The sequence below is a fragment of the Streptomyces sp. NBC_01446 genome (genome assembly GCF_026340095.1).
Lineage (GTDB): Bacteria > Actinomycetota > Actinomycetes > Streptomycetales > Streptomycetaceae > Streptomyces > Streptomyces aureus.
On record NZ_JAPEPO010000002.1, the window covers coordinates 516333 to 535397 of the forward strand.

Consider the following 19065-nt stretch of genomic DNA (forward strand, 5'->3'; position numbering starts at 1 on the left):
TTGTCCTACGCCGAAGACGTGCCAGCCGACACCGTCCGCGAGGACATCCGCAACTTCCTCACCAGCCGCCGCGCCCGCCTCACCCCGCAGGAGGCCGGCCTGCCCGACTTCGGCGGGCGGCGCCAAGTCAGCGGACTGCGGCGCTCAGAGGTTGCCCAGCTCGCCGCGATCAGCGTCGACTACTACACCCGCCTCGAACGCGGAACTGTCGGCAGCGTCTCCGAGGAGATCCTCGGCAGCCTCGCCGTAGCCCTTCAGCTCGACGACGTCGAACGCGCCCACCTGGCCGACCTCGTCCGCGCCGCCAACGCCCTTCACCGCGCCCCGGACCCTGAGGAAGCTGATCGCCCCTGGCAAGGGTTCGGCTCCAGGCAGTGGGGCCGCCCGGCGCCAAGGCGGGGCCCACTGCAAGCTCTTCATCAGTCTTCTATGCCCCGCCGCCCTGGGACCCCTCACCCTGCCCCCCGTCCCGGTCGGGTGCCTCTTCCGCCATGGGAGCCGCCGCCGGGCCGGACTCCTCCAAGACCTCGGAGGCCTCGGGAATAGCCTGTTCGGCCCAGATCACCTTGCCCTCGGGCGTGTACCGGGTGCCCCAGCGCTCGGCGATCTGCGACACCAGGAACAGGCCGCGGCCGCCCTCGTCCATCGTCGCGGCATACCGCAAATGCGGAGAGGTGTTGCTGCCGTCGGCGACCTCGACGATCAGCGTACGGTCGCGGATCAGCCGTACGTGGATCGGCTCGGAGCCGTAACGGATGGCGTTGGTGATCAGCTCGCTCAGGACCAGCTCCACACTGAAGGCCAGCTCGGACAGATTCCACTCGTCGAGCTTGCGGGCCACCTCGTCGCGCATCCCCGCGACGGCGGCCGGGTCGAGCGGCACGTCCCAGTCGGCGATCCGGTCACGCGGCAGTCCCCGCGTACGGGCGATCAGCAGGGCCACGTCGTCCTTGGGACGCTCGGGCAGCAGCTCGTCGAGCACTGCTTGGCAGCTCTCCTCCGGCGACCTGTCGGGGTGGCCCGACAACGCTTGGCGCAGCAGTTCCATGCCCACGTCCAGATCGCGCCTGCGGTCCTCGATGAGGCCATCGGTGTACAGGACGAGCTGGGCGCCCTCCGGAAGGTCCAGCTCGGCGGTCTGGAACGGCAGCCCGCCCAGACCCAGGGGCGGCCCGGTCGGCAGATCCAGGAAGGTGACGGTGCCGTCGGGGAGAACCAGCGCCGGCGCCAGGTGCCCGGCACGCGCCACGACACAGCGGCGCGTCACCGGATCATAGATCGCGTACAGGCAGGTGGCACCCACGATGCCCGTGGCGCTCTGCGTATCCGACTCGTCCTGGTCGATACGGCCGACGAGGTCGTCCACGTGGCTCAGCAACTCGTCGGGCGGCAGATCGAGCGAGGAGAAGTTGTGCACCGCGGTCCGCAGCCGGCCCATGGTGGCGGCGGCGTGCAGGCCGTGGCCGACCACGTCGCCGACGGTCAGCGCGACCCGGCTGCCCGACAGCGGAATCACGTCGAACCAGTCGCCGCTCACCCCCGACTGGGCGGGGAGGTAGCGGAAGCCGACGTCGAGGGCACTCTGTTCGGGCAGCGCTCGCGGCAGCAGGCTGCGCTGGAGTGTCACCGCGAGGGCGTGCTCGCGGGTGTAGCGGCGGGCGTTGTCGATGCTGACCGCTGCTCGGGCCACCAGTTCCTCGGCGAGCGACAGATCCTCCTCGTCGAAGGGCCCGTGCTGCTGGGAGCGCCAGAAGTTGGCCATGCCCAGCACGACGCCGCGGGACTTGATCGGGGCGGCGATGAGGGTGTGAATGCCGTAGTCGATGATCCTCTTGGTGCGCTCCGGGTCCTGCGCGTGCCAGCCCGTGGCGGTCGACAACTCGGCCACCAGCTCGGCGTGGCCGCTCCCGTAGCCGCGGGCCTGGGGGGTGGACGGCAGGAAGTCGATCAGCCTGCCCGCCTCGTAGAGCGGGTGGTCGTCCCGGATGCCGTACACGGCCGTCCGCCGCATGTCCGTCGCCGTGGGGGCCGGCTCCTGACCGTGCAGTACGGCGTCGGCCAGGTCCACGGTGACGAAGTCGGCGAAACGCGGGACGGCGACCTGCGCCAGCTCGTCGGCGGTGCGCAGGACGTCCAGGGTGGTGCCGATGGCCAGTCCGGCGTCGTACAGCAGCTTGAGCCGCTCCCGCGCGATCTCCGCCCTGCCGGTCACCGCCCGCAGTTCGGTGGAGTCGCGCAGCGTCACCACCGTCCCCATGGGGCCGCCGCCGCTGTCCGTGTGCCGCTGGTTGACCGCCAGCAGCCGGTCTCCGGCGAAGAGCACCTCGTCGGTGACCTCGCGCCCGGAGACGAGCAGCGCCGCCGTCTCGGGGTCGAGACTCGACAGCTCCGACACGAGTTGCCCCTCGACATCAGGGGGCAGCTCCAGCAGGCGTCTGGCCTCGTCGTTCGCCAATACCAGCCGCCCGTCGCCCCCGACTATCAGCACCCCTTCGCGCACGGAGTGCAGCACCGTGTCGTGGTGGTCGTACATGCGGGTCATCTCGTCCGGGGCCAGGCTGTGGGTCTGCCGGCGCAGTCGCCGGCCCACCAGTGCCGTGCCCGCCGTGGCCAGCACGAGTGCCCCCGCACCGGCGCCCAGGATGATCGGCAGTTGCCGGGTCACCTGACTGGCCACGTGCTTGACCTTCAGCCCCGCGGAGACAAGTCCCACGACCTTGCCGTCGGCGTTGTCGATGGGGACGGTGGACTGGACCTCCCGGCCGAGTGGGCCATTCACACTCTCCGTGTACACCTTCCCCGCGAGCGACGGCGCGATGGTGCCCACGAACTGTTTTCCGATGAGGTTCGGCAGGGGGTGGGTGTAGCGGATGCCCTTGGTGTCCAGGACCACGATGAAGTCGACGCCCGCGGCCTTGCGCGCCGCCTCCGTCAGCGGCTGGAGGATCTTGCTCGGGTCGGGGCTCTCCAGTGCGGCCACGACGCCGGGAGAGTGCGCGAACGTCTGCGCCACGGCGACGGAGCGGCGCTTGGCCTCGGCGTAGGTGTCCCGGTCCGACTGGAGCACCAGGGCGAGGACGCCGCCGGCCACGAGCAGCACAACCAGCGCCACCTGGAGGACGAACACCTGCCCGGCTACGCTCCGCGGGCTTCTGCTGACCAGGGACCTGAACGAAAGGCTTCTCCAGTCGGCGAAACGATTCGCCATGTGACCTTTCTAGCACTGGCGATCCTGACCGGCCACAGGCCGCACCGCCCAGGGCACCGCATCGCGGGACGCGTGCGACGGGGACGGACCCGGCCTCTGACAGCCTGCCAGGGGCGCGGGGGCCCGATACCTCGCACCTGAGGCGGTCTCCGAGGGGCCTGATCGTCCAGCCGGGCGGCGAGCGCCTCGACCGGTTCCCTCACTTATTCGGGCCGCTCGATGACGAACGGCCGGTCGAGGGACACGAGCACTACGGGGCAGCCCGTCGAGCGGCTCCACCCGCAGCGAAACGCGGAACCAGGGCTCGGGGTCCCCCTCCACGCTGTGCGAGGAGAGCAGCTCCTCCACGGTCGCGACGCCGGCAGGGAATCACGAACGGATGTGCTCGGCCGTCCCCTGGACGCACACGGCCGCCTCGTGGCGATGCGGAGCCGTCGCGATCCTCGACGGGGCGCGCCGGGTCGAGGTCGGCGAGCGGTTCGAAGGAGCCGGGCAGGGTCCGCGCGTCGGTGATGCGGTCCAGCCGGAACGTCCGGTCCTCGCCGATCGCGGGAAAGCGCCCACGAACGTCGCGCGGCTCGCACAGGGGCGGCCAGCGCGCACAGCGCTCCGAGTCCGCCAGAGCCTCATGGGAGCAATTGCGGCGGCTGGGAGCGTGCACCCACATCGACCACGGCACGCAGCGGGCGGACCCTGGTCGAACAACTCCAGATCGGACGACTACGGCACGGCGGCGACGTGGAGCCGGGGAATCGTGGCGCCGTTGCCTGCCTTGATTCCTTCGATCACCGCTTGGTGCAGATCCCGGCTGTGCCGCTCCGTCCGGCAGGGCACCGGACTGCCAGTGACGGTGAACCATTCCAAGGTTCCGGTGTACTGGACCGACACATCGGCCTCCTGGCCGTCCCAGGTGGTGTGGACGGTCACGTCGCCCGTGACGACCCCCGCCTCGTCGGTACAGACGCCACCCCGGCCGGTGAAGATCCCGGGGGTGGTCCATGATGCCCAGGCCATAACGTCAGCCTCCTCGCCTCGGTGCCGTGCGCGGCTCACAACTCGGCCGCACTCCGCTGTGCCGCGTACTCCTGGAGTACGCGCCCTCGGAGTGGGCCACGAGACCATCGCGAGTACGGGACTCGCTGTCCGGCCCACCTCCTGGCGTGCTCGTCGTCCATTGTGTTCCGCCCCTGTTGCGCATGGGTAGGGACATTTGTCCTAATTGCGGGTCCGCCCTCGTGAGCAGCCCGCGACGGGATCAGGAATCCGCCTTCCCATGCCGTGCGGCAATGTGGAAGTCCGGGCGGCTGCGCAAAGGATGCCTCACGGATGCGTGCGCTCGGAGCGCTGCAGTCGCCACACGCCCGTTCATCCCGCGACCGCAGGGATGCTGAAGGAAACGACCGACGTCAAACTCGGGGTCCGGCTGTCGAACATCGAGACCCGGCGCCAAAACCGCCGCCGACAAACTCGCCGCGCTCGGGCTCGTGGGCAGCGGCCCACCGGCGCGGCGCCAGCAGACCGTAGGCCCACAGGCGCGGCGCCAGCGGACCGTAGGTCCAGTTAACCACCGGCGGTGGAGTTGCGTCCGTTCGGCGGCGAGCCGATCGATGATCTTCAGGTCTCCGCAGAGCAGGGGCCGACTGAGGCGGTGTGAGACATCACGGTGGAGACGCAGCGAAGCGCCGTCGCTGGCTGCGGCGAGGAGGATCGAGCACGGGGGGCCCGGGGTCCGTGTCGATGTCCACCAGGACGAGCTGCTCGACCTGCCTTCGTGGTCGAGGCGACCCGGCTGGCACAGGCGGTGCGGCGCACACGGGCGTCGGCGTGCTGCCGGATCGTGCACACAGGGTTCCGGGAGCAGCATGGAAGAGAAGGCCTCAACCGGCACGCGTCCTGAGCGGGCTTGCGCTGAGGAGGGAGCTCTCCAGGATGGATGTACACGAGCCACGCCCGGACCGGGAGGGGGACGGCGGGGCGGGCGCGGCGCCGCCGGGAGGGTTGCTCGATCTGCTCAACGTGGCTGCGGTCGTGCTGGACGACTCTGGACGGATCGTGTTCTGGAGCCCACAGGCCGATGAGGTGTTCGGCTACGCGGCCGAAGAGGCTCTGGGCCGGTACGCGGCACGTCTGCTGGTCCACGAGGAGCAGCGGGACCTGGTGATCAGGCTGTTCGCCGAGGTGATGGGGACCGGTGAGAGCTGGGCGGGCGCCTTCCCGATCCGGCACAAGGACGGCAGCACGCGCCTGGTCGAGTTCCGCAACATGCGCCTGGTGGATGACCTCGGCGACATCTACGCCCTGGGCATCGCCGCCGACCAGAGCACACTGCAGCGGGTGGAGACCGACCTGGCCCTGTCACAGCGCCTGGTCTCGCAGGCCCCCATCGGCATCGCCCTGCTGGACACGAAACTGCGCTATGTGATGGTCAACCCGGAGCTGGAGCGCATCAACGGTATCCCGGCGGCCGATCACCTCGGCCGGTACCCGCACGACATCCTCACGTCCCTCGACGTCGACTCTATCGAGTCCGCGATGCGCCGGGTGCTGCTTGCCGGCACCCCCCTGATCGACCAGTACACCGTCGGCCGCACCCTCGCCGATCCGGACCACGATCACGCTTGGTCGGTGTCGCACTACCGGCTCGAAGACTCCGGCGGGCGGGTGATCGGTGTGGCGCACTCGGTCATCGACGTCAGCGAACGCCATCGGGCCGCTGCCGAGGCGGACCAGGCCCGCCACCGCCTGACCATGATCGCCGAAGCGTCCGCCCGCGTCGGCACGACCCTGGAGGTTGAGCACACCGCCCAGGAACTGGTGAAGGTGGCGGTGCCAGACCTGGCCGACATCGCGTCGGTCGATGTCCTTGACACCGCGCCGGCCCCGCGCCGCACCTCCCGCTCCGAGGGACCGGAGCTGTTTCGCCCGCTCGCCGTGGCCGCCGCCTATCCCACTCCAGCCGCAGCTGCGCTGCAGGCCGTCGACCGCACCCCGTACGGTGCGGACCGACTGATCACCCAATGCGTTCACACCGGTCGGCCCGTCGTCGCCCATTCCGGACAGGAGGATCTGGAACGCATCGCCCTCAGCGCCGACAGCGCGGCAGTCTTCGCCCAGGCAGACGTGCACTCCTACCTCGTGGTCCCGCTGATCGCCCGCAATGAGGTCCTCGGCGCTTTTGGTCTGCTGCGGGCGCGCAACCAGCTCCCGTTCGATGAGGACGATGTGCTGCTCGCAGTTGACCTGGCTGCCCGCGCGGGGGTCGCCATCGACAACGCCCGCTTGTACCAGAGCGTCCGCAGCACCGCCGAAACCCTCCAGCGAAGCCTCCTGCCCGGCGAGCTTCCACAGCCCACCGGCCTGAACCTCGCCTCCTTCTACCAGCCCGCCCAAGCATCCAGCGAGGTCGGAGGCGACTGGTACGACGTCATCCCCCTTGCCCACGACAAGACCGCGCTGGTGATCGGTGACGTCATGGGCAACGGCATTGACGCCGCCGCCACCATGGGCCGTCTACGCACCGCCACGTCTGCCTTCGCCGACCTCGACCTTGCTCCCGCCGAGGTTCTTCGCCACCTCGACAAGATCACGTGCGAGCTCGAGCACTACATCGCCACCTGCATCTACGCCACCTACGACCCTCACACCCACAGGTGTCACATCGCGAACGCCGGGCACCTCCCGCCCGTCCTCGCATCATCCGGACGGCTCCCGCAGCTCCTCGAGCTGGCCCCGGGCGCACCCCTCGGCGTCGGCGGCGTCCCCTTCCACACCACCACGTTCGACCTGAATCCCGGCGACCGCATCGTCCTCTACACCGACGGCCTCGTCGAAACCCGCCACCAACCCATCGACGAGCGCCTCAACACCCTGCTGCGCACCCTCGAAGAACCCCGCAGACCGCTCGACGAAACCTGCCGATGGCTCGTTGACGTCCTGCGGGACAGGGACGACCACGACGACGTTGCCCTCCTCATCGCACAAGCCACACCCGATGTCCCCCAACGACACCCACGCCCCACGTGACCCAACGCCCCCGGGCCGACTGAACAAAGCCCGCGCCCTTCCGCCCGCCGGCCGTGTTCATCGCAGTTTTGGTTCCGGTGCCGTCCTCCCTGCTGGGTTTCGTCGGCGTTGGTGCCGGCGCCGCGCAAGCGACTTTCCTCGGCGACGATCCTGGCCACAGGTGGCACGGCCGTGCTGGCGGCACTGGCGGTCTTCGCGGTGGTCCGCAGTCAGCTGTGGCTGATGTTCGGCATCATGGGCCTGCTCGGCCTGGGCAACGGCATCTTCTCCGCGGCGATGCCGACCCCGATCCGGGCCGGCGACCGCGACAGCCGAAAAGACCTCTCCATCACCTCTCGTGCGCGCCTGGCCATCCCCTCTTCCCTGCCGCGTCCATGACCGCCACGGAGTCTCCAGCTGAGGCCGCGAACCCTTGTGGGGGCGAACGCGGCAAAGGAAGTGCGCGATGCACGCCTGCGGTCCACCCTGGGGTGCGAGGATCAGCCGTCCGCGAGCATGCCGGTCCGCAGTTTGGCGAGTGTGCGGCTCAGGAGGCGGGATACCTGCATCTGGGAGACGCCGAGCATCTCGCCGATCTGGCTCTGAGTCATCTCCTGCCCGAACCGCATCTCGATGATGTGGCGCTCCCGGTCCGTAAGACGGTCCAGAAGAGGGTTCAGGCAGTGCAAGTCCTCGACGGTCTCCATGCCGACGTCGGGCTCACCGATGCAGTCGGCCAGCGTACGGCCCTGAACCTGGGCCTGTCCCGCCTCGCCGCCGTCGGCGGGCATGTCCAGGGAGCCGGCGGTATAGCCGTTCGCGGCGACGATGCCCTCGATGACCTCGTCCTCGCTCAGTTCCATGTGCTCGGCGAGTTCCTTGACCGTAGGGTCACGGTCCAGGACGACTGCGAGTTCCTCTTTGGCCTTGGCGATGTCGACCCGCAGCTCCTGGAGCCGCCGGGGCACGTGGACCGCCCAGGTCGTGTCGCGGAAGTACCGCTTGATCTCGCCGACGACGTACGGAATGGCGAAGGTGGAGAACTCGACCTCGCGGGACAGGTCGAACCGGTCGATCGCCTTGATCAGACCGATGGTTCCGACCTGGACGATGTCCTCCATGTCACTGTCGCCACGGTTCATGAACCGGCGCCCGGCGAACCGTACGAGCGACAGGTTCATCTCGATGAGTGTGTTCCGGGCGTACTGATGCTCGCGGGTGCCCTCTTCCAGGAGTTGAAGCTGGTCGAAGAACAGCTTCGACAGTTTCCGCGCGTCCTTCGGAGCGACCTTCCCCGCGTCCTCGATCCAGGGCAGCTCGCCCGCATCGGCCTGCGCCTCCAGCCGTGCCGGTGCCTGGACGTGCTCCGTGCCCTCCGCGTTCCTCGCCTGCGACTGGACTGCCATGATCACACTCCCGGATCGGTTCGAGCCCACCACCTGCCCAGACATGACGTCACCATGCATTCCTAGAGCGGAAGTTTTGACTCATGCACAAGTCGGCAGGTACCTGAGTGTCATCAACCAGTAGTCAACGGGGGCCGGTCCCGGCCTGCCGGAACGATCGAGCTCTGGATGCGGTATCCCCCCGTGTCCACCGTCGGGTCGGGCTCCAGCGTGACTGTCACCGGTCCGGCGAAGACGTAGCTGTGCGAGGCGGCGTGATCTCGCACCTTCGCGGCCAGCACCGGCCCCAACTGGTACGCATGCGAGCCGAGTTCACGATGACTGGCCTGAGGGAGCGCGACGGTGAAGGCATTGGGAACGAGAGTGCGTCCCCGTCCCAGAATCATGATGTTGTCGTCGCATTCACGCCGGAGAGTCGACACGACCTCCACGCTCTCCCGCTTCGGCCGGAAGACTCGGTCCACCAGCTCTGCGGCCCACTTCTCCATCATTCTTTCGACGTTGCCCATCTTTCCCATCGCCGACGGCTGCCCGACCTCACTCGGATCATGTGCGGCCAAAAGGGTTGCGCTGAGGAGTGGGCCTCAACGCAGTCCGGGGCGGCTGTCAGCGATCGAGGACAGCGCTGATGACCTTGCCACCCTTGTGGGAGGGACGGACGGTGACGGTGCGCGCAAGCGTGCGAACGAGGGGCCAGCCGAACCCGCCCTCGTAGCCGTCGAGGTCAGGGGGACGTTCGCGCGGGAACGCGGGGCTGGGGTCGCGCACGGCGATCTCCACGACGTCACGGTCCGCAGCCAGATGAAGTCCGGTAACGCCTCCTGCATGCCGGAACGCATTCGCAACGAGTTCAGAGACCACGAGAATGGCGCTCTCGACCCGCTCTTGAGAGGGAGCGGGAACAAGGCCGCAGAAGAATTCGCGCGTTGCGTGACGCGCTTGAGTCGCTGTGATCTGTGGTGGCACCGGCCGCTGGCCTTCGTCGGACCGACACTCACCCACCTCCCATGGCTCCTGACTCATGTCCGAACCCCCCGTCGAGAATAGGCTGATCTGGCAGCAACGGACCTTCTGCCCCCACTTGGCGATCGCTAACGTCAGCACTCCGGGCACGCAGACTCAGGACCACGAAGTCGTGCCGCTGAGCCACCAACTGTCGGCAGGGCAAGCCTCGTAGGAGGGCGGCGTCCTGCTGAGGCGATCAGTCTCGATCCTGAAGAAGTCGTGGACCCTGGCGCGCCCGGAGGGGGCCGCATGTGTTGCAGCGCCGACACATGCTCGCGCCGCCGCGTGCGTTCACAGAGGGGCTGACCGCTCCAACGTGGCGTAGTAGTTGCCCACTTCGGTGAGGTAGGCCGGCTCGGTGGTCTGGCTGTCGAGGGTGAAACGGGGCGCGGCCTTGATCTCGTCCCTGGTGTGAATGACCGCCACGGTCTGGGCCCCCGTATCGATGGCGACAACGATGCCGGCCGGAATCAGGACGCTTTTGCCGAACACCCACACACCTGTATCGACGACCAGGTGTTGCATGCCGGACTCATCCACCTGACGTTCCACCTGGCCGACGATCCCGTCGGGCGCCGTGAGGGTGAATCCCGTCAACGCCGCCTGCTCCTGTCCCTGATAGCCGATGCCTGCCGGGTAGGCCCAGACGCTCTGCATGAGGCGCTTCCTTTCTCTGAGCTGTTCTCGCCCTTGGCGGGGCCGTGGGGGCCGACTGCGACAGTGAAGTCGACCGCCGGTCGCGGAACGTCCCCGCGCACCACTCCCGGTACCCAGGTCACAGACCGTCATACAGCAGAGCACTCTCCGGTAGGCCAGACGAGTTCTGCCTCGGCCTGGGGTGAGCGCACCGCTAGAAGCCTTAAAGGCCGCCTACCTGCGAATTCACCAACACGTACGACCGCCGGCGATGGCTCCTAACCACCCACGGAATACGCATCATTTTCATCGCGCTCCCGCGGGGTAGATGCGCTGTGTAACAGCAGCCGAAGCGAAGTCCTCCCTAGGGGTGAAGCCCATGCAGCACCCACCAACGGTCGAAGACCACCAGGCCTACCCGGCCGAGGCCCTCAGCCGCCCGCAGAAGGCGGCCGACGCCCGTGACGAGGCGAGCGGCTTCCTGGCCTGCCTCCACCCCGCTCCCCCGACGCCGACTGCCCAGGACCTGCTCCTGCTCGTCTCAGAACTCGTCACCAACGCCCGGCGCCACGCAGGCACCGTGACGGCACTTCACCTGAGCGCCGACCGGCGGGACATCCACGTCACCGTCGACGATCCCAGCCCCGCGCATCCCCAGGACCGTAGTCCTGACCTGTCCGGTGGCGCCGGGGGCATCGGCTGGCCCATGATCCGCCGCCTGGCCCGAACGCTCACCGTCCACACCCAGCCCGGCGGCGGCAAATCGATCCATGCCACAGTCCCCCGCTGAGCGGCGATCCCACGACCTCAGATCCTGCCTGCCGAGCCCCCGTCCGGCACTTGGCCGGGAGGCACAGCCAGGCAGACTGTTCACGTGAGAGCCGGCCCGGCACGCGTGTTCAAGACATCGCCGGGAGCGGGCCCGCCGCCATTGGTCGGCGATCCCCGAAGTCGCGCCACCGTGCCCCCTCGGTGAGGGCTCCTGGCACACGACCATGAACCTGCAGTGAGGAGAACTCGTGACTTCCGAATCCCCTACTCCGTTCACCGATCCCCACGACGCCACGGCAGACGCTCTTGACCCGCGGCCCGAACTGCCAGGGCCCCAGACGGACCCGACCACCCAGGGCCACTTCACCCGCGCCCAACTGACCCACTCACCAGGCGACGCGAACTGGGAGATCGCGGTAGTCCTGTACGGGGTCCCGGCCGATGAGTGGCCCTCGATGAACCTGCCCGGCACCGAAGCCCCCACCCTGCGCGCACGCGGACGGGCGCTCGCAGACCTGGGCTACGTCCAGACGGGCCCCGGACCCGATTGCCACTATTGGGAGTGGGCCGAGTGCCAGGACGGAGACCACACAGCCGTACAACTGATGGCACACACCGAAGTTCAGCCCATCAGCATGCCGGAGATCAAATGAGCACCGTGGCGTTCGCGCCATGCACTCGCCTGTGACCGGGCAGCGGTGCACAGCACGCCGCGCACCCGTGCCGCAGATGGCCTACGGCCGCCGATCACCGGGCTCACATCCAGCTGCAGCTCGCCCGCCGCCAGAGGTCGGCCTCCGTCGGCCGTGGGAGAAGAAGAGCGCACCGGCACCATCCGCAACGGGCAGGTGACGGGCGCACGCTAGTCGTCGCTGTCGCATGATGCGGCTGCGCGGCTCGGCCGGCTACGAGGCGCACGGCCGCACCGACGGCGGCAAGCAGCGACGCGTTCTTGAGGACGTGTGCGTTCACGGTCATGAGGTGTTCTGCGACATTAGAAGCTTTTCTGCGTTACGGATTGTTGCGTCGCTCGCATCGATGGGTAGTCGGCGCCTGGCCATGTGCCGGGTCTGACGCCGCCACGCGGTGGCCTACTCCTCTCCCTATCTGCCACGGCTGTCGGCACGACTCTCGGCAGCCGCTCGACTGCTGAGAGCCATGAACCACGTATGGCGGGCCTTCCCCTGGGACTTCGATCAGCTCCACTCCGTGCCCGAGTCCGTTCGACGTGCGAACCGGCGGCGTACGAGGGACCGTTAAAGCATGACTCACCCACTCGTCCCGCCGACAGAAACGCCGCCGGCGGAGGGGTCGATCGCTGAAGCACATCAAGAACGGGCCGATGGTGGCATCTGGGAGCACCCCTATTTCTGGGTATCCCTCATCGCGCTCGGATCAGTGCTGGTGGCCGGCTACTTCCTGGCACGTATCTGGGGTATGTGACCACGCTCGTCGGGCCGCTCCGGCAGTCAGCGGTCGAGCCTGCTCGCTTACGACCGCCGGCTCAAGGCGCAGGTCTGTGCGCCGAGCCGGACGGGCGCAGTAGTTCTGGTTCTCTGCGGTGATGACGGCAACGACGGCGGGGCAGGACGGGCCGCTGGCCTGCGGATGAGGGACAGAAGGCGTCTGGGGGCGCAGGCTGCTACTCGGACAAGTCCGAGGACTCCGGCGCCAGAAGGGCCATGGCCTCGCGCAGGCCCTGGGGCTGAACCGCTCCCTCGATCCTGGCCCCTCTCCAGCCCGGTCCCGCCAGCACGAGAGCAGCCTGTTGCCGTGCACCGCTGACTCCCCACCCCATTCCCAGGAGATGGAGAGCAAGCGGGGTGCTGGCCAGAGAACGGGTCTGCGACCAGAGCACCACAGCCGCCGGCCCCGTACGCAGGACCGCCGCGATCAGTGCCTCGGCGGGGACGGCGGCACCGAGCATGCGCACGGGACGACTGCGCTGCAGCAGGGCGGCGTGGACGGCTTCGAGCGGCAAGGTGTGCTGTTCGCCGGGGACGCAGGCCAACAGCACTGGAGGGCTGCCCTTGCGCGTCTCGCCAAGCCCCAGGAGCAGCTGTGCGTTGCGCAGGGCGGTCGACACGTGCCAGGACAAGAGGTGTTCGACCTCGACGTAGCGGTCGCCGGAAGTCTCCCATTTACGGCCGACGGCATGCAGTGTCGGCATCATGAGTTCTTCCCATGCCGCGACCACTCCGTGTTCCTGGACGAAAGTGTTCAACTGCTCCTGGATCCCGACGGATTCGAGGCGGAGGGCGGCCCGGGCGAGGCCACGGCATTCGGCGCGCACCGCGCCGAGCGGCAGGCCGGGTGAGCCGCGGCTACCGGCCTTGCCGGAAGTACGTGTTGCGGTAGCAGACCTGGGGAGAACGGGCCGCTCTCCCTGTCCTTGTGGCGCGGCAGCATGAGCGCGCTTTTTTGCGCTGCGTGCTGCTTCGGCCGGGGAGATCCCGGAGGCCGTCAGGCTGCACATCTCCTCGACCATGGCGACGTCCTGCGGAGACCAGCGGCGGTGGTGGCCGCGCCGGCGCTGGGCGGGTCCGAGACTGTAGCGCTGGTCCCACGACCGCAAGGTCGTGGGCGAAATACCCAGCCGACGGGCCAGCGCTCCTGACGTGATGGAGGCGTCAGGAGGCTCTGAGCCGCGGAGGGGCGGTGTGAGACTGCCGTCGGAAGCCATGACTCCAGCATATCGACGCGTAATCAATGCGTCTCGGCAGAAGGGCGGTCTGACGTGACGGATGACAGCGGCTGCATCTGAGAAGCCCCGGCAGCCTGAACGCTCGGTGACACAGCCTTCCCGTCCCGCAGATCCGGTGCGCTCCGCAAAACCTTGCCGCCAGAGGTGACCGATGTCAGCCACGTCTCAGATCCGTCACCCTTCCCCCAGGGACCTCGCGCTCATCGCCCTGGGCGATGAGACGCCCACGCCGACAGAACTCCATCTGCGGGACTGCCGGGCGTGCCGCTCAGCCCTGGACTCGTTCTTGCGCGTCTTGGAGGCAGGCCGTGCAGCGGCAACGGAGTCGGTGCAGCCACCCGCCCGCGTCTGGGAGAAGATCCGCAGGCACCTGTAGACGCATGCCGGAGTGACCTTAATCGATGCACTTTCGATGCGACTCGATTTGACGTCCCCGAACTCGCCAGAGTGAAGACCACTTGATCGGCGACGGAAGGGCCCGGCCCCATGCGCGCTCAAAGCACCCCGCAGACGCACGAGCACGATCTGTGGGCACCCATCGAAGAATCGCTGGCCGACGAGGAAGTCGCGGCAGGGCTGCAGCGTGGGGAGGAAGCGTTCCTCGAGGCTGCTTACCGCCGCTGGAGCACCCTTGTCCACACCCTGGCCTACCGGTCTCTGGGCGACTCTCGTGAGGCCGAGGACGTCACGCAGCAGGTCTTCCTGGCGGTGTGGCGCGGGCGTGCGGGATACAACCCGCAGCGCGGCGCCTTCGCCGGATGGGTCGTGGGCATCACGCGGCGCAAGATTGCAGATGCCCTCACCGCGCGGACGCGCCTGGCCACCCTGGCCTCGGCGGCGAAGACATCGCTGAGCCTGGCGGCCCTGCCTTCCGACAACATGACACGACAGGTCCTTGACCAGGTCGTAGTCAGACACGAACTGACGCTACTGCCGGCACCGCAGCGGCGCGTCCTGCAACTGGCCTTCTACAACGACCTCACGCACACCCAGATCGCCGAGGTCACGGGATGGCCCCTGGGTACCGTCAAAAGCCACTCCAGGCGCGGTCTGAACCGGTTGCGTCAGCGGCTTGTCGCCACTGACGCGTTCTCACTGACACCGGAGGCCGGCTAGGCGGTCTCGTTTGGATCACCACGAGTGAGCCAATTCTGGTGAGAACGAACACGAGAGGCCGACAACGGGAGTCGGCCTCAAGGGGAACCTCGGTGGTCAGCCCAACTCGGGACCGGCCGATGGCGTGGTCGGCCGGTTCGCCGACCGGGCCCCCTTCTACGGACCCCGGCCGCGTGCTCTGTGCCCGCACGATCGTGGAGTCCACCGAGACGACCCGGTCCAGGTCTCCATCGGCGTCGGCCTCGGCCACCAGCGCAGTGAAGACCCACTCCCAGGTCCCATCAGCAGACCACACCCGCAGCCGGTTGTAGACGCCCCGCCAGTTGCCGATGGCCATCGCTTCCGGTCGCAGGCCAAGAGAACCGAGACCGAAGTGCTCCTCCACCTCGTGCCGCAGGAACTCGCCGATCTCCGTCTCGTTGGCACCGCCACGGAGCCGCTGGAGCACGGGGGCGAGCATGCAGTCGTACTCGTCCTGCACGTCGTCGGCGACGCCGATCGGGTCCCACTCACTGAGCAGATGCCGCAGGTCATTCTCAATGGATGGGCTCCAGGGCTGTATCGCCCCGGATTGCCATCTTGAACATGCCCGCCGCACTCGTCCCCCTGTTTTGATCCAAACGAGAGGCCTAGGCCAGGTCCCGCAGGACTTCACGGGCGGCCCGCGCTCCTGAGGCCATCGCTCCTTGGACCGACCCAGTGGTGCGGTGATCGCCGCACACATAGCGGCCGCTACCCGCGCGCGAGGAACGGCTCAAGGAGTGCGGTGGCGCCATCACCGGCAGAGCGTGCGTGATGCTGCGCACGGCCACCAGGTCCCAGGCACTTGTGTCAGTGCCGTACACGTCGGACAGTGCCTGGCGCGTTGACGTTTCGCGTCCGGGGCCTTCAGCGCCGAGCACCGAAGTGGCCACCAGGGCGCGATGCGCCGGCGCGTAGGAAGGCACGACTTCGCTGATCACGCAGGTGTTCAGGAATCGTCGCTGCGCGTCCACCATCAAGACGGGCTCGTTCAGCGGTGACGGCGCCATGGCGTGGTAGTACGTCGTCACGCTTCGGTATTCGGGCACGTCCATGTGCGGAAGCAGTGCGGCCGCCGTTTGCGGCCCCGCCGCAACCACCACCGCCCTGGCGGAGATGGAGGCCCCCGCCCCCGTCATCACACCGCAGTCCGTCAGCTGCGCGACGGGCGTCTCTAGGCGCACTGTTGCATCACTCAGACCGTCTGCGAGGGTGCGCGGCACCGCTTCGATGCCGTCGGTCGGCAGACACAATGTTCCGCGCAGCATGCTGCGCCACACCAGGTGGAAGACGCGGCTGGACGTCTCCAGCTCGTCCTCGAGGAAGATGCCGGACACGAACGGCCTGAGCACGTCCTCGGTGAATGCCTCGGACATACCGGCCCGGCGCAGAGCGGAAAGCGTCGTTCGCTCTCCGCCGCGCTTGAGCACTGACGCGGGAAGCAGCATGTCGCGGACCGACATCGCCCCGAGCGCGACGGCGTCGCGGGCAGACATCACCGACTGGCGGCGCAGTCCACCCAGCGCATCGGGACGGCGCATCGGATCGTAGAGCGCGATCTTCCCGGTGTCGGTGTGGACCTGCACGCCGGGGGTGAAAGGCCGCAACCGCAGGTCGCGCAGCCGCAGTCGGCGCTGAACCTGCGGATAGGCGGTGTTGAAGACCTGAAAGCCGCGGTCGATCACGAATCCGTCGACGCGATCGGACCGCATCCGGCCGCCCACTCCGTCCGAGGCCTCAAGCACTTGGACGCGGAGACCGGCTGCCTGGAGATCAGCCGCGCATGCGAGCCCCGCAACCCCTGCTCCGACGACCACGACGTCGGTCTGTCCGTCTGTGCGGACCATAAGACACCTCCACGGCTGAAGCTCCACCCAACGGCGCCCTCTCAGGCCGCCCTGCTGTCACTGTCGGCTCGTTCCTGGCGTGTGCTCATCGCGGATGCGGAATGCGCTCCGGAGCCTGGGCCGTGCCATGCAATGACATGAGCCGACAGGGGTCACCCCTGGGCGCGGGCCGCTGAGGACGGCCCGCGCGCAAGGCTCTACTGGGATCCGGCGCTCAGGGCCTTGGAAGCCTCGCACTGAGCGATGGCAGCGGGGCGGCCCGCTTGCAGGGCCCGATGCGCGGCAGCCTCTGCCTCCGCTTCCCGCGGATGGCGCCTGCGCCAATAGGGGTTGTCGTGCGGCAGCCGGCTGGACACACGCCCGTACATGCCGAACGTCAGGATGACCAGCCCCATCACGAAACTGAAGATGACGTTGGTCATGCCGAAATCGAGCACATTCGCGCCCTTGTCCAGGATGAATAGGTGAACGAACCCACTGATCAGGAACAGGGTGCCGACGGCCATATTGAGCGTCGAGGCGAAGTTGCCGCCGATGACGCCCCCCACAACGAGGGCGAGTCCGACGACCACCGAAATGAGGCTGAGGACGCCGTTCGTGCTCATGCCCGCGATCTGGCCGCCGTCCGTGTTGAAGGGGCTCAGCTGGTCGGCCAGGCCGAAACAGCCGAAGACCAGCAGCACCACGCCGCAGAAAGCGGCACCCCAGCGGTATACCTGCGCCAGCTTGTGGTCGAGGGGAAGTTCATCCTTGAGCTCCATGACGCGGGCACCTCTCTGCTCGCTTGCTCCGCCTTGTGCCCCCGACATCGCTTCTGTGCGAATGCAGCCCACGGTTGCATGCAGCGCGAAAATCACCCTCCGCGGTCCGGCTCCGTAAAAAGAGAGCGTTCATGCGGAACCGGCCGACCCTGAGCCAATGAGTGAAGGGCGAGCTCCTCAGCACAGCTGGGTGCCGGCCACCTCGTTGGGCGCCGCCACGCCCGAAGCGGGCATGCGTGCCTGTCGACGGAGGTGGTCGTCGGCAGGCACGATCGGGTCATCCGTCCGGCGGCTCAGGCGCCCGGGCCATCACGCTCTCGGTCCGATGTCCCGGACCAGCGCGGGAACCAGCAGCGACCTCACCACCAGCGGGTCGAGAAGCACGCCGAAGGCGACGATGAAGGCGATCTGCACGAGGAAGGCCAGGGGGATGACGCCGAGAGCGGCAAACGTCGCGGCCAGCACGACACCAGCCGAGGTGATCACTCCGCCGGTGGTGACGAGTGCCCTGAGGATGCCCACACGAACGCCGTGTTCCAGTGACTCTTCCCGGGCTCGGGACATCAGGAAGATGTTGGAGTCCACGCCCAGCGCCACCAGGAACACGAACCCGTACAACGGCACGGAGGCATCGGTGCCCGAGAACCCGAAGACGTGCCGGAACACGAGCAAGGAAATCCCCAGCGTGGCCGCGAAGTTGAGGGCCACTGTGGCGACCAGGATCAGCGGCAGCAGGACGGAGCGCAGCAGTGCGACGAGAATGATCAGGATGATGGCCAGGACAACGGGAACGATCAGCATGCGATCGCGTTCCGCGGTCGTCCGGGTGTCGTACTGCTGGGCGGTGTAGCCGTCGACCAGAGCGTCGGCGCCGTCGACCTGGTGCAGCGCGGAGCGCATCCGGGAAACCGTGGCCTTGGCGGCGTCGCTGTCAGCGGCGTCCTTCAAGGTGACGTCGACGCGGATCTTTCCGGCAACACCGTCGGTCGCCTTGGCCCGCTCGATGATCTGCTTCTCGTGCCGGGCGTCGGCGATCACCACAGCCGGATTTCCGGAGCCTGGGCGACCGCGTGACCTGGGTCGGGCCGCCACCTACCGGGACCGAGTGGAGCGCGCGGCGCGAGGCCGCTCGGTGACCGTGCATCACCCCACTTCGTACGGCGCGCTGCGACTGGTGCGGGCGATGCCGCAGGTCCGCGAGGGACCGGCGCGGGGCTTTCTGGTGCCGATGGCGGACTTCGCCGCCTGGGCGGACGGCCGGGGCGGTCCATGGCGCTGGGCGGCCTCCTGGTGTGCGCTGTCTTCGCTCCCACTCTGAGTTCCAAGCGCGTCCCGCTCGACGAGATCTACGTCAACGACGCGCCGTCGGTGCAGGCCCAGGCCACCCTTGCCGAGCACTTCCCCGGCGGCAGCCCGGTGACGCCTTGCGGACAGCACGAGGTGTGCCTTGGCCCGGTGGAACCGACGCCGCCGGAACACGGAACGCGCCTCGATCATGAGCAGAGGGTCGTTCCGGCCGGGACCGTCCTGCCCAGGAGTGAGGAAGTGGGGCCCGAGCTGGTCTCCGAACAGCCAGTGCACGAGCGGT

The 19065-nt window shown here is 68.2% G+C and carries 15 protein-coding genes and 4 pseudogenes; 8 read left to right on the forward strand and 11 right to left on the reverse strand.

Translation table 11 applies throughout. From position 1 onward, the window contains the following. Nucleotides 1–18: 18 nt before the first annotated feature. Nucleotides 19–306: pseudogene (locus OG456_RS39950) on the forward strand (helix-turn-helix domain-containing protein); the annotation flags it as partial. A gap of 121 nt (nt 307–427) precedes the next feature. On the opposite strand, the gene OG456_RS39955 reads toward OG456_RS39950, so the two are convergent. Next, nucleotides 428–3208, reverse strand: a complete 2781-nt coding sequence (locus OG456_RS39955; protein WP_266569980.1) for a SpoIIE family protein phosphatase — start codon at nt 3206–3208, stop codon at nt 428–430. Between the two features lie 720 nt (nt 3209–3928). After that, nucleotides 3929–4222 (reverse strand): hypothetical protein, encoded by a 294-nt coding sequence (locus OG456_RS39960; protein WP_266569981.1) that lies wholly within the window; start codon nt 4220–4222, stop codon nt 3929–3931. 915 nt (nt 4223–5137) lie between these two features. Here OG456_RS39960 and OG456_RS39965 point away from each other — a divergent pair. Both OG456_RS39965 and OG456_RS39970 read left to right on the forward strand, forming a co-directional pair. After that, nucleotides 5138–7231: a SpoIIE family protein phosphatase gene (locus OG456_RS39965; RefSeq protein WP_266569982.1), complete on the forward strand. Its 2094-nt coding sequence runs from the start codon at nt 5138–5140 to the stop codon at nt 7229–7231. Nucleotides 7232–7402: 171 nt separating this feature from the next. After that, entirely contained in the window at nt 7403–7609 is a 207-nt protein-coding gene (locus OG456_RS39970) for a hypothetical protein (protein WP_266569983.1), read from the forward strand. Nucleotides 7610–7710: 101 nt separating this feature from the next. Here the strand turns inward: OG456_RS39970 and OG456_RS39975 are convergent, their stop codons facing one another. The 4 genes from OG456_RS39975 to OG456_RS39990 form a co-directional block, all read right to left on the reverse strand. Further along, complete coding sequence (locus OG456_RS39975) at nt 7711–8616, reverse strand: RNA polymerase sigma factor SigF (protein ID WP_266569984.1); 906 nt, start codon at nt 8614–8616, stop codon at nt 7711–7713. A 113-nt stretch (nt 8617–8729) separates the two neighbouring features. Then, on the reverse strand, nt 8730–9107 hold the full coding sequence (locus OG456_RS39980; protein WP_266569985.1) for a DUF3662 domain-containing protein: 378 nt from the start codon (nt 9105–9107) through the stop codon (nt 8730–8732). A 115-nt stretch (nt 9108–9222) separates the two neighbouring features. After that, nucleotides 9223–9639 carry an ATP-binding protein gene (locus OG456_RS39985; protein ID WP_266569986.1) on the reverse strand — a complete coding sequence of 139 codons (417 nt, stop codon included), beginning with the start codon at nt 9637–9639 and terminating at the stop codon, nt 9223–9225. Between the two features lie 273 nt (nt 9640–9912). Next, nucleotides 9913–10278, reverse strand: a complete 366-nt coding sequence (locus tag OG456_RS39990; RefSeq protein WP_266569987.1) for a PRC-barrel domain containing protein — start codon at nt 10276–10278, stop codon at nt 9913–9915. Nucleotides 10279–10636: 358 nt separating this feature from the next. Here OG456_RS39990 and OG456_RS39995 point away from each other — a divergent pair, with 358 nt between their 5' ends. From OG456_RS39995 to OG456_RS40005, 3 genes are all read left to right on the forward strand, one after another. After that, complete coding sequence (locus tag OG456_RS39995) at nt 10637–11047, forward strand: ATP-binding protein (protein ID WP_266569988.1); 411 nt, start codon at nt 10637–10639, stop codon at nt 11045–11047. Nucleotides 11048–11276: 229 nt separating this feature from the next. Next, nucleotides 11277–11681 carry a DUF6303 family protein gene (locus OG456_RS40000; RefSeq protein WP_266569989.1) on the forward strand — a complete coding sequence of 135 codons (405 nt, stop codon included), beginning with the start codon at nt 11277–11279 and terminating at the stop codon, nt 11679–11681. A 610-nt stretch (nt 11682–12291) separates the two neighbouring features. Beyond that, nucleotides 12292–12471: a DUF6480 family protein gene (locus OG456_RS40005; protein WP_266569990.1), complete on the forward strand. Its 180-nt coding sequence runs from the start codon at nt 12292–12294 to the stop codon at nt 12469–12471. A gap of 199 nt (nt 12472–12670) precedes the next feature. Here OG456_RS40005 and OG456_RS40010 read toward each other — a convergent pair whose 3' ends face one another. After that, nucleotides 12671–13711 carry a MerR family transcriptional regulator gene (locus tag OG456_RS40010; protein WP_266569991.1) on the reverse strand — a complete coding sequence of 347 codons (1041 nt, stop codon included), beginning with the start codon at nt 13709–13711 and terminating at the stop codon, nt 12671–12673. Nucleotides 13712–14218: 507 nt separating this feature from the next. On the opposite strand from OG456_RS40010, the gene OG456_RS40015 reads away from it, so the two are divergent. Beyond that, nucleotides 14219–14848, forward strand: a complete 630-nt coding sequence (locus tag OG456_RS40015; protein ID WP_266569992.1) for a sigma-70 family RNA polymerase sigma factor — start codon at nt 14219–14221, stop codon at nt 14846–14848. Nucleotides 14849–15477: 629 nt separating this feature from the next. Here the strand turns inward: OG456_RS40015 and OG456_RS40020 are convergent. From OG456_RS40020 to OG456_RS40030, 3 genes and pseudogenes are all read right to left on the reverse strand, one after another. After that, on the reverse strand, nt 15478–16716 hold the full coding sequence (locus OG456_RS40020; RefSeq protein ID WP_266569993.1) for an NAD(P)/FAD-dependent oxidoreductase: 1239 nt from the start codon (nt 16714–16716) through the stop codon (nt 15478–15480). 197 nt (nt 16717–16913) lie between these two features. Next, the gene (locus OG456_RS40025; RefSeq protein WP_266569994.1) at nt 16914–17477 is read right to left on the reverse strand and encodes a DUF4383 domain-containing protein; all 564 of its coding nucleotides are present in this window, start codon (nt 17475–17477) and stop codon (nt 16914–16916) included. 309 nt (nt 17478–17786) lie between these two features. Then, nucleotides 17787–18539, reverse strand: a pseudogene (locus OG456_RS40030) (MMPL family transporter); the annotation flags it as partial. On the opposite strand from OG456_RS40030, the pseudogene OG456_RS40035 reads away from it, so the two are divergent. After that, nucleotides 18539–18744: pseudogene (locus OG456_RS40035) on the forward strand (cryptochrome/photolyase family protein); the annotation flags it as partial. The pseudogenes OG456_RS40030 and OG456_RS40035 sit on opposite strands and share 1 nt — an antisense overlap. A gap of 140 nt (nt 18745–18884) precedes the next feature. Here the strand turns inward: OG456_RS40035 and OG456_RS40040 are convergent. Further along, nucleotides 18885–19058: pseudogene (locus tag OG456_RS40040) on the reverse strand (cryptochrome/photolyase family protein); the annotation flags it as partial. Between the last annotated feature and the right edge of the window lie 7 nt (nt 19059–19065).

What these genes read in the sequence shown, in the direction of transcription:
- OG456_RS39985 (WP_266569986.1), bottom strand. Translation starts at nt 9,639, where the DNA reads ATGAGTCAGGAGCCATGGGAGGTGGGTGAGTGTCGGTCCGACGAAGGC.
- OG456_RS39955 (WP_266569980.1), bottom strand. Translation starts at nt 3,208, where the DNA reads ATGGCGAATCGTTTCGCCGACTGGAGAAGCCTTTCGTTCAGGTCCCTG.
- OG456_RS39965 (WP_266569982.1), top strand. Translation starts at nt 5,138, where the DNA reads ATGGATGTACACGAGCCACGCCCGGACCGGGAGGGGGACGGCGGGGCG.
- OG456_RS40010 (WP_266569991.1), bottom strand. Translation starts at nt 13,711, where the DNA reads ATGGCTTCCGACGGCAGTCTCACACCGCCCCTCCGCGGCTCAGAGCCT.
- OG456_RS39960 (WP_266569981.1), bottom strand. Translation starts at nt 4,222, where the DNA reads ATGGCCTGGGCATCATGGACCACCCCCGGGATCTTCACCGGCCGGGGT.
- OG456_RS39975 (WP_266569984.1), bottom strand. Translation starts at nt 8,616, where the DNA reads ATGGCAGTCCAGTCGCAGGCGAGGAACGCGGAGGGCACGGAGCACGTC.
- OG456_RS40020 (WP_266569993.1), bottom strand. Translation starts at nt 16,716, where the DNA reads ATGGTCCGCACAGACGGACAGACCGACGTCGTGGTCGTCGGAGCAGGG.
- OG456_RS40015 (WP_266569992.1), top strand. Translation starts at nt 14,219, where the DNA reads ATGCGCGCTCAAAGCACCCCGCAGACGCACGAGCACGATCTGTGGGCA.
- OG456_RS39995 (WP_266569988.1), top strand. Translation starts at nt 10,637, where the DNA reads ATGCAGCACCCACCAACGGTCGAAGACCACCAGGCCTACCCGGCCGAG.
- OG456_RS39990 (WP_266569987.1), bottom strand. Translation starts at nt 10,278, where the DNA reads ATGCAGAGCGTCTGGGCCTACCCGGCAGGCATCGGCTATCAGGGACAG.
- OG456_RS40005 (WP_266569990.1), top strand. Translation starts at nt 12,292, where the DNA reads ATGACTCACCCACTCGTCCCGCCGACAGAAACGCCGCCGGCGGAGGGG.
- OG456_RS40025 (WP_266569994.1), bottom strand. Translation starts at nt 17,477, where the DNA reads ATGGAGCTCAAGGATGAACTTCCCCTCGACCACAAGCTGGCGCAGGTA.
- OG456_RS39980 (WP_266569985.1), bottom strand. Translation starts at nt 9,107, where the DNA reads ATGATGGAGAAGTGGGCCGCAGAGCTGGTGGACCGAGTCTTCCGGCCG.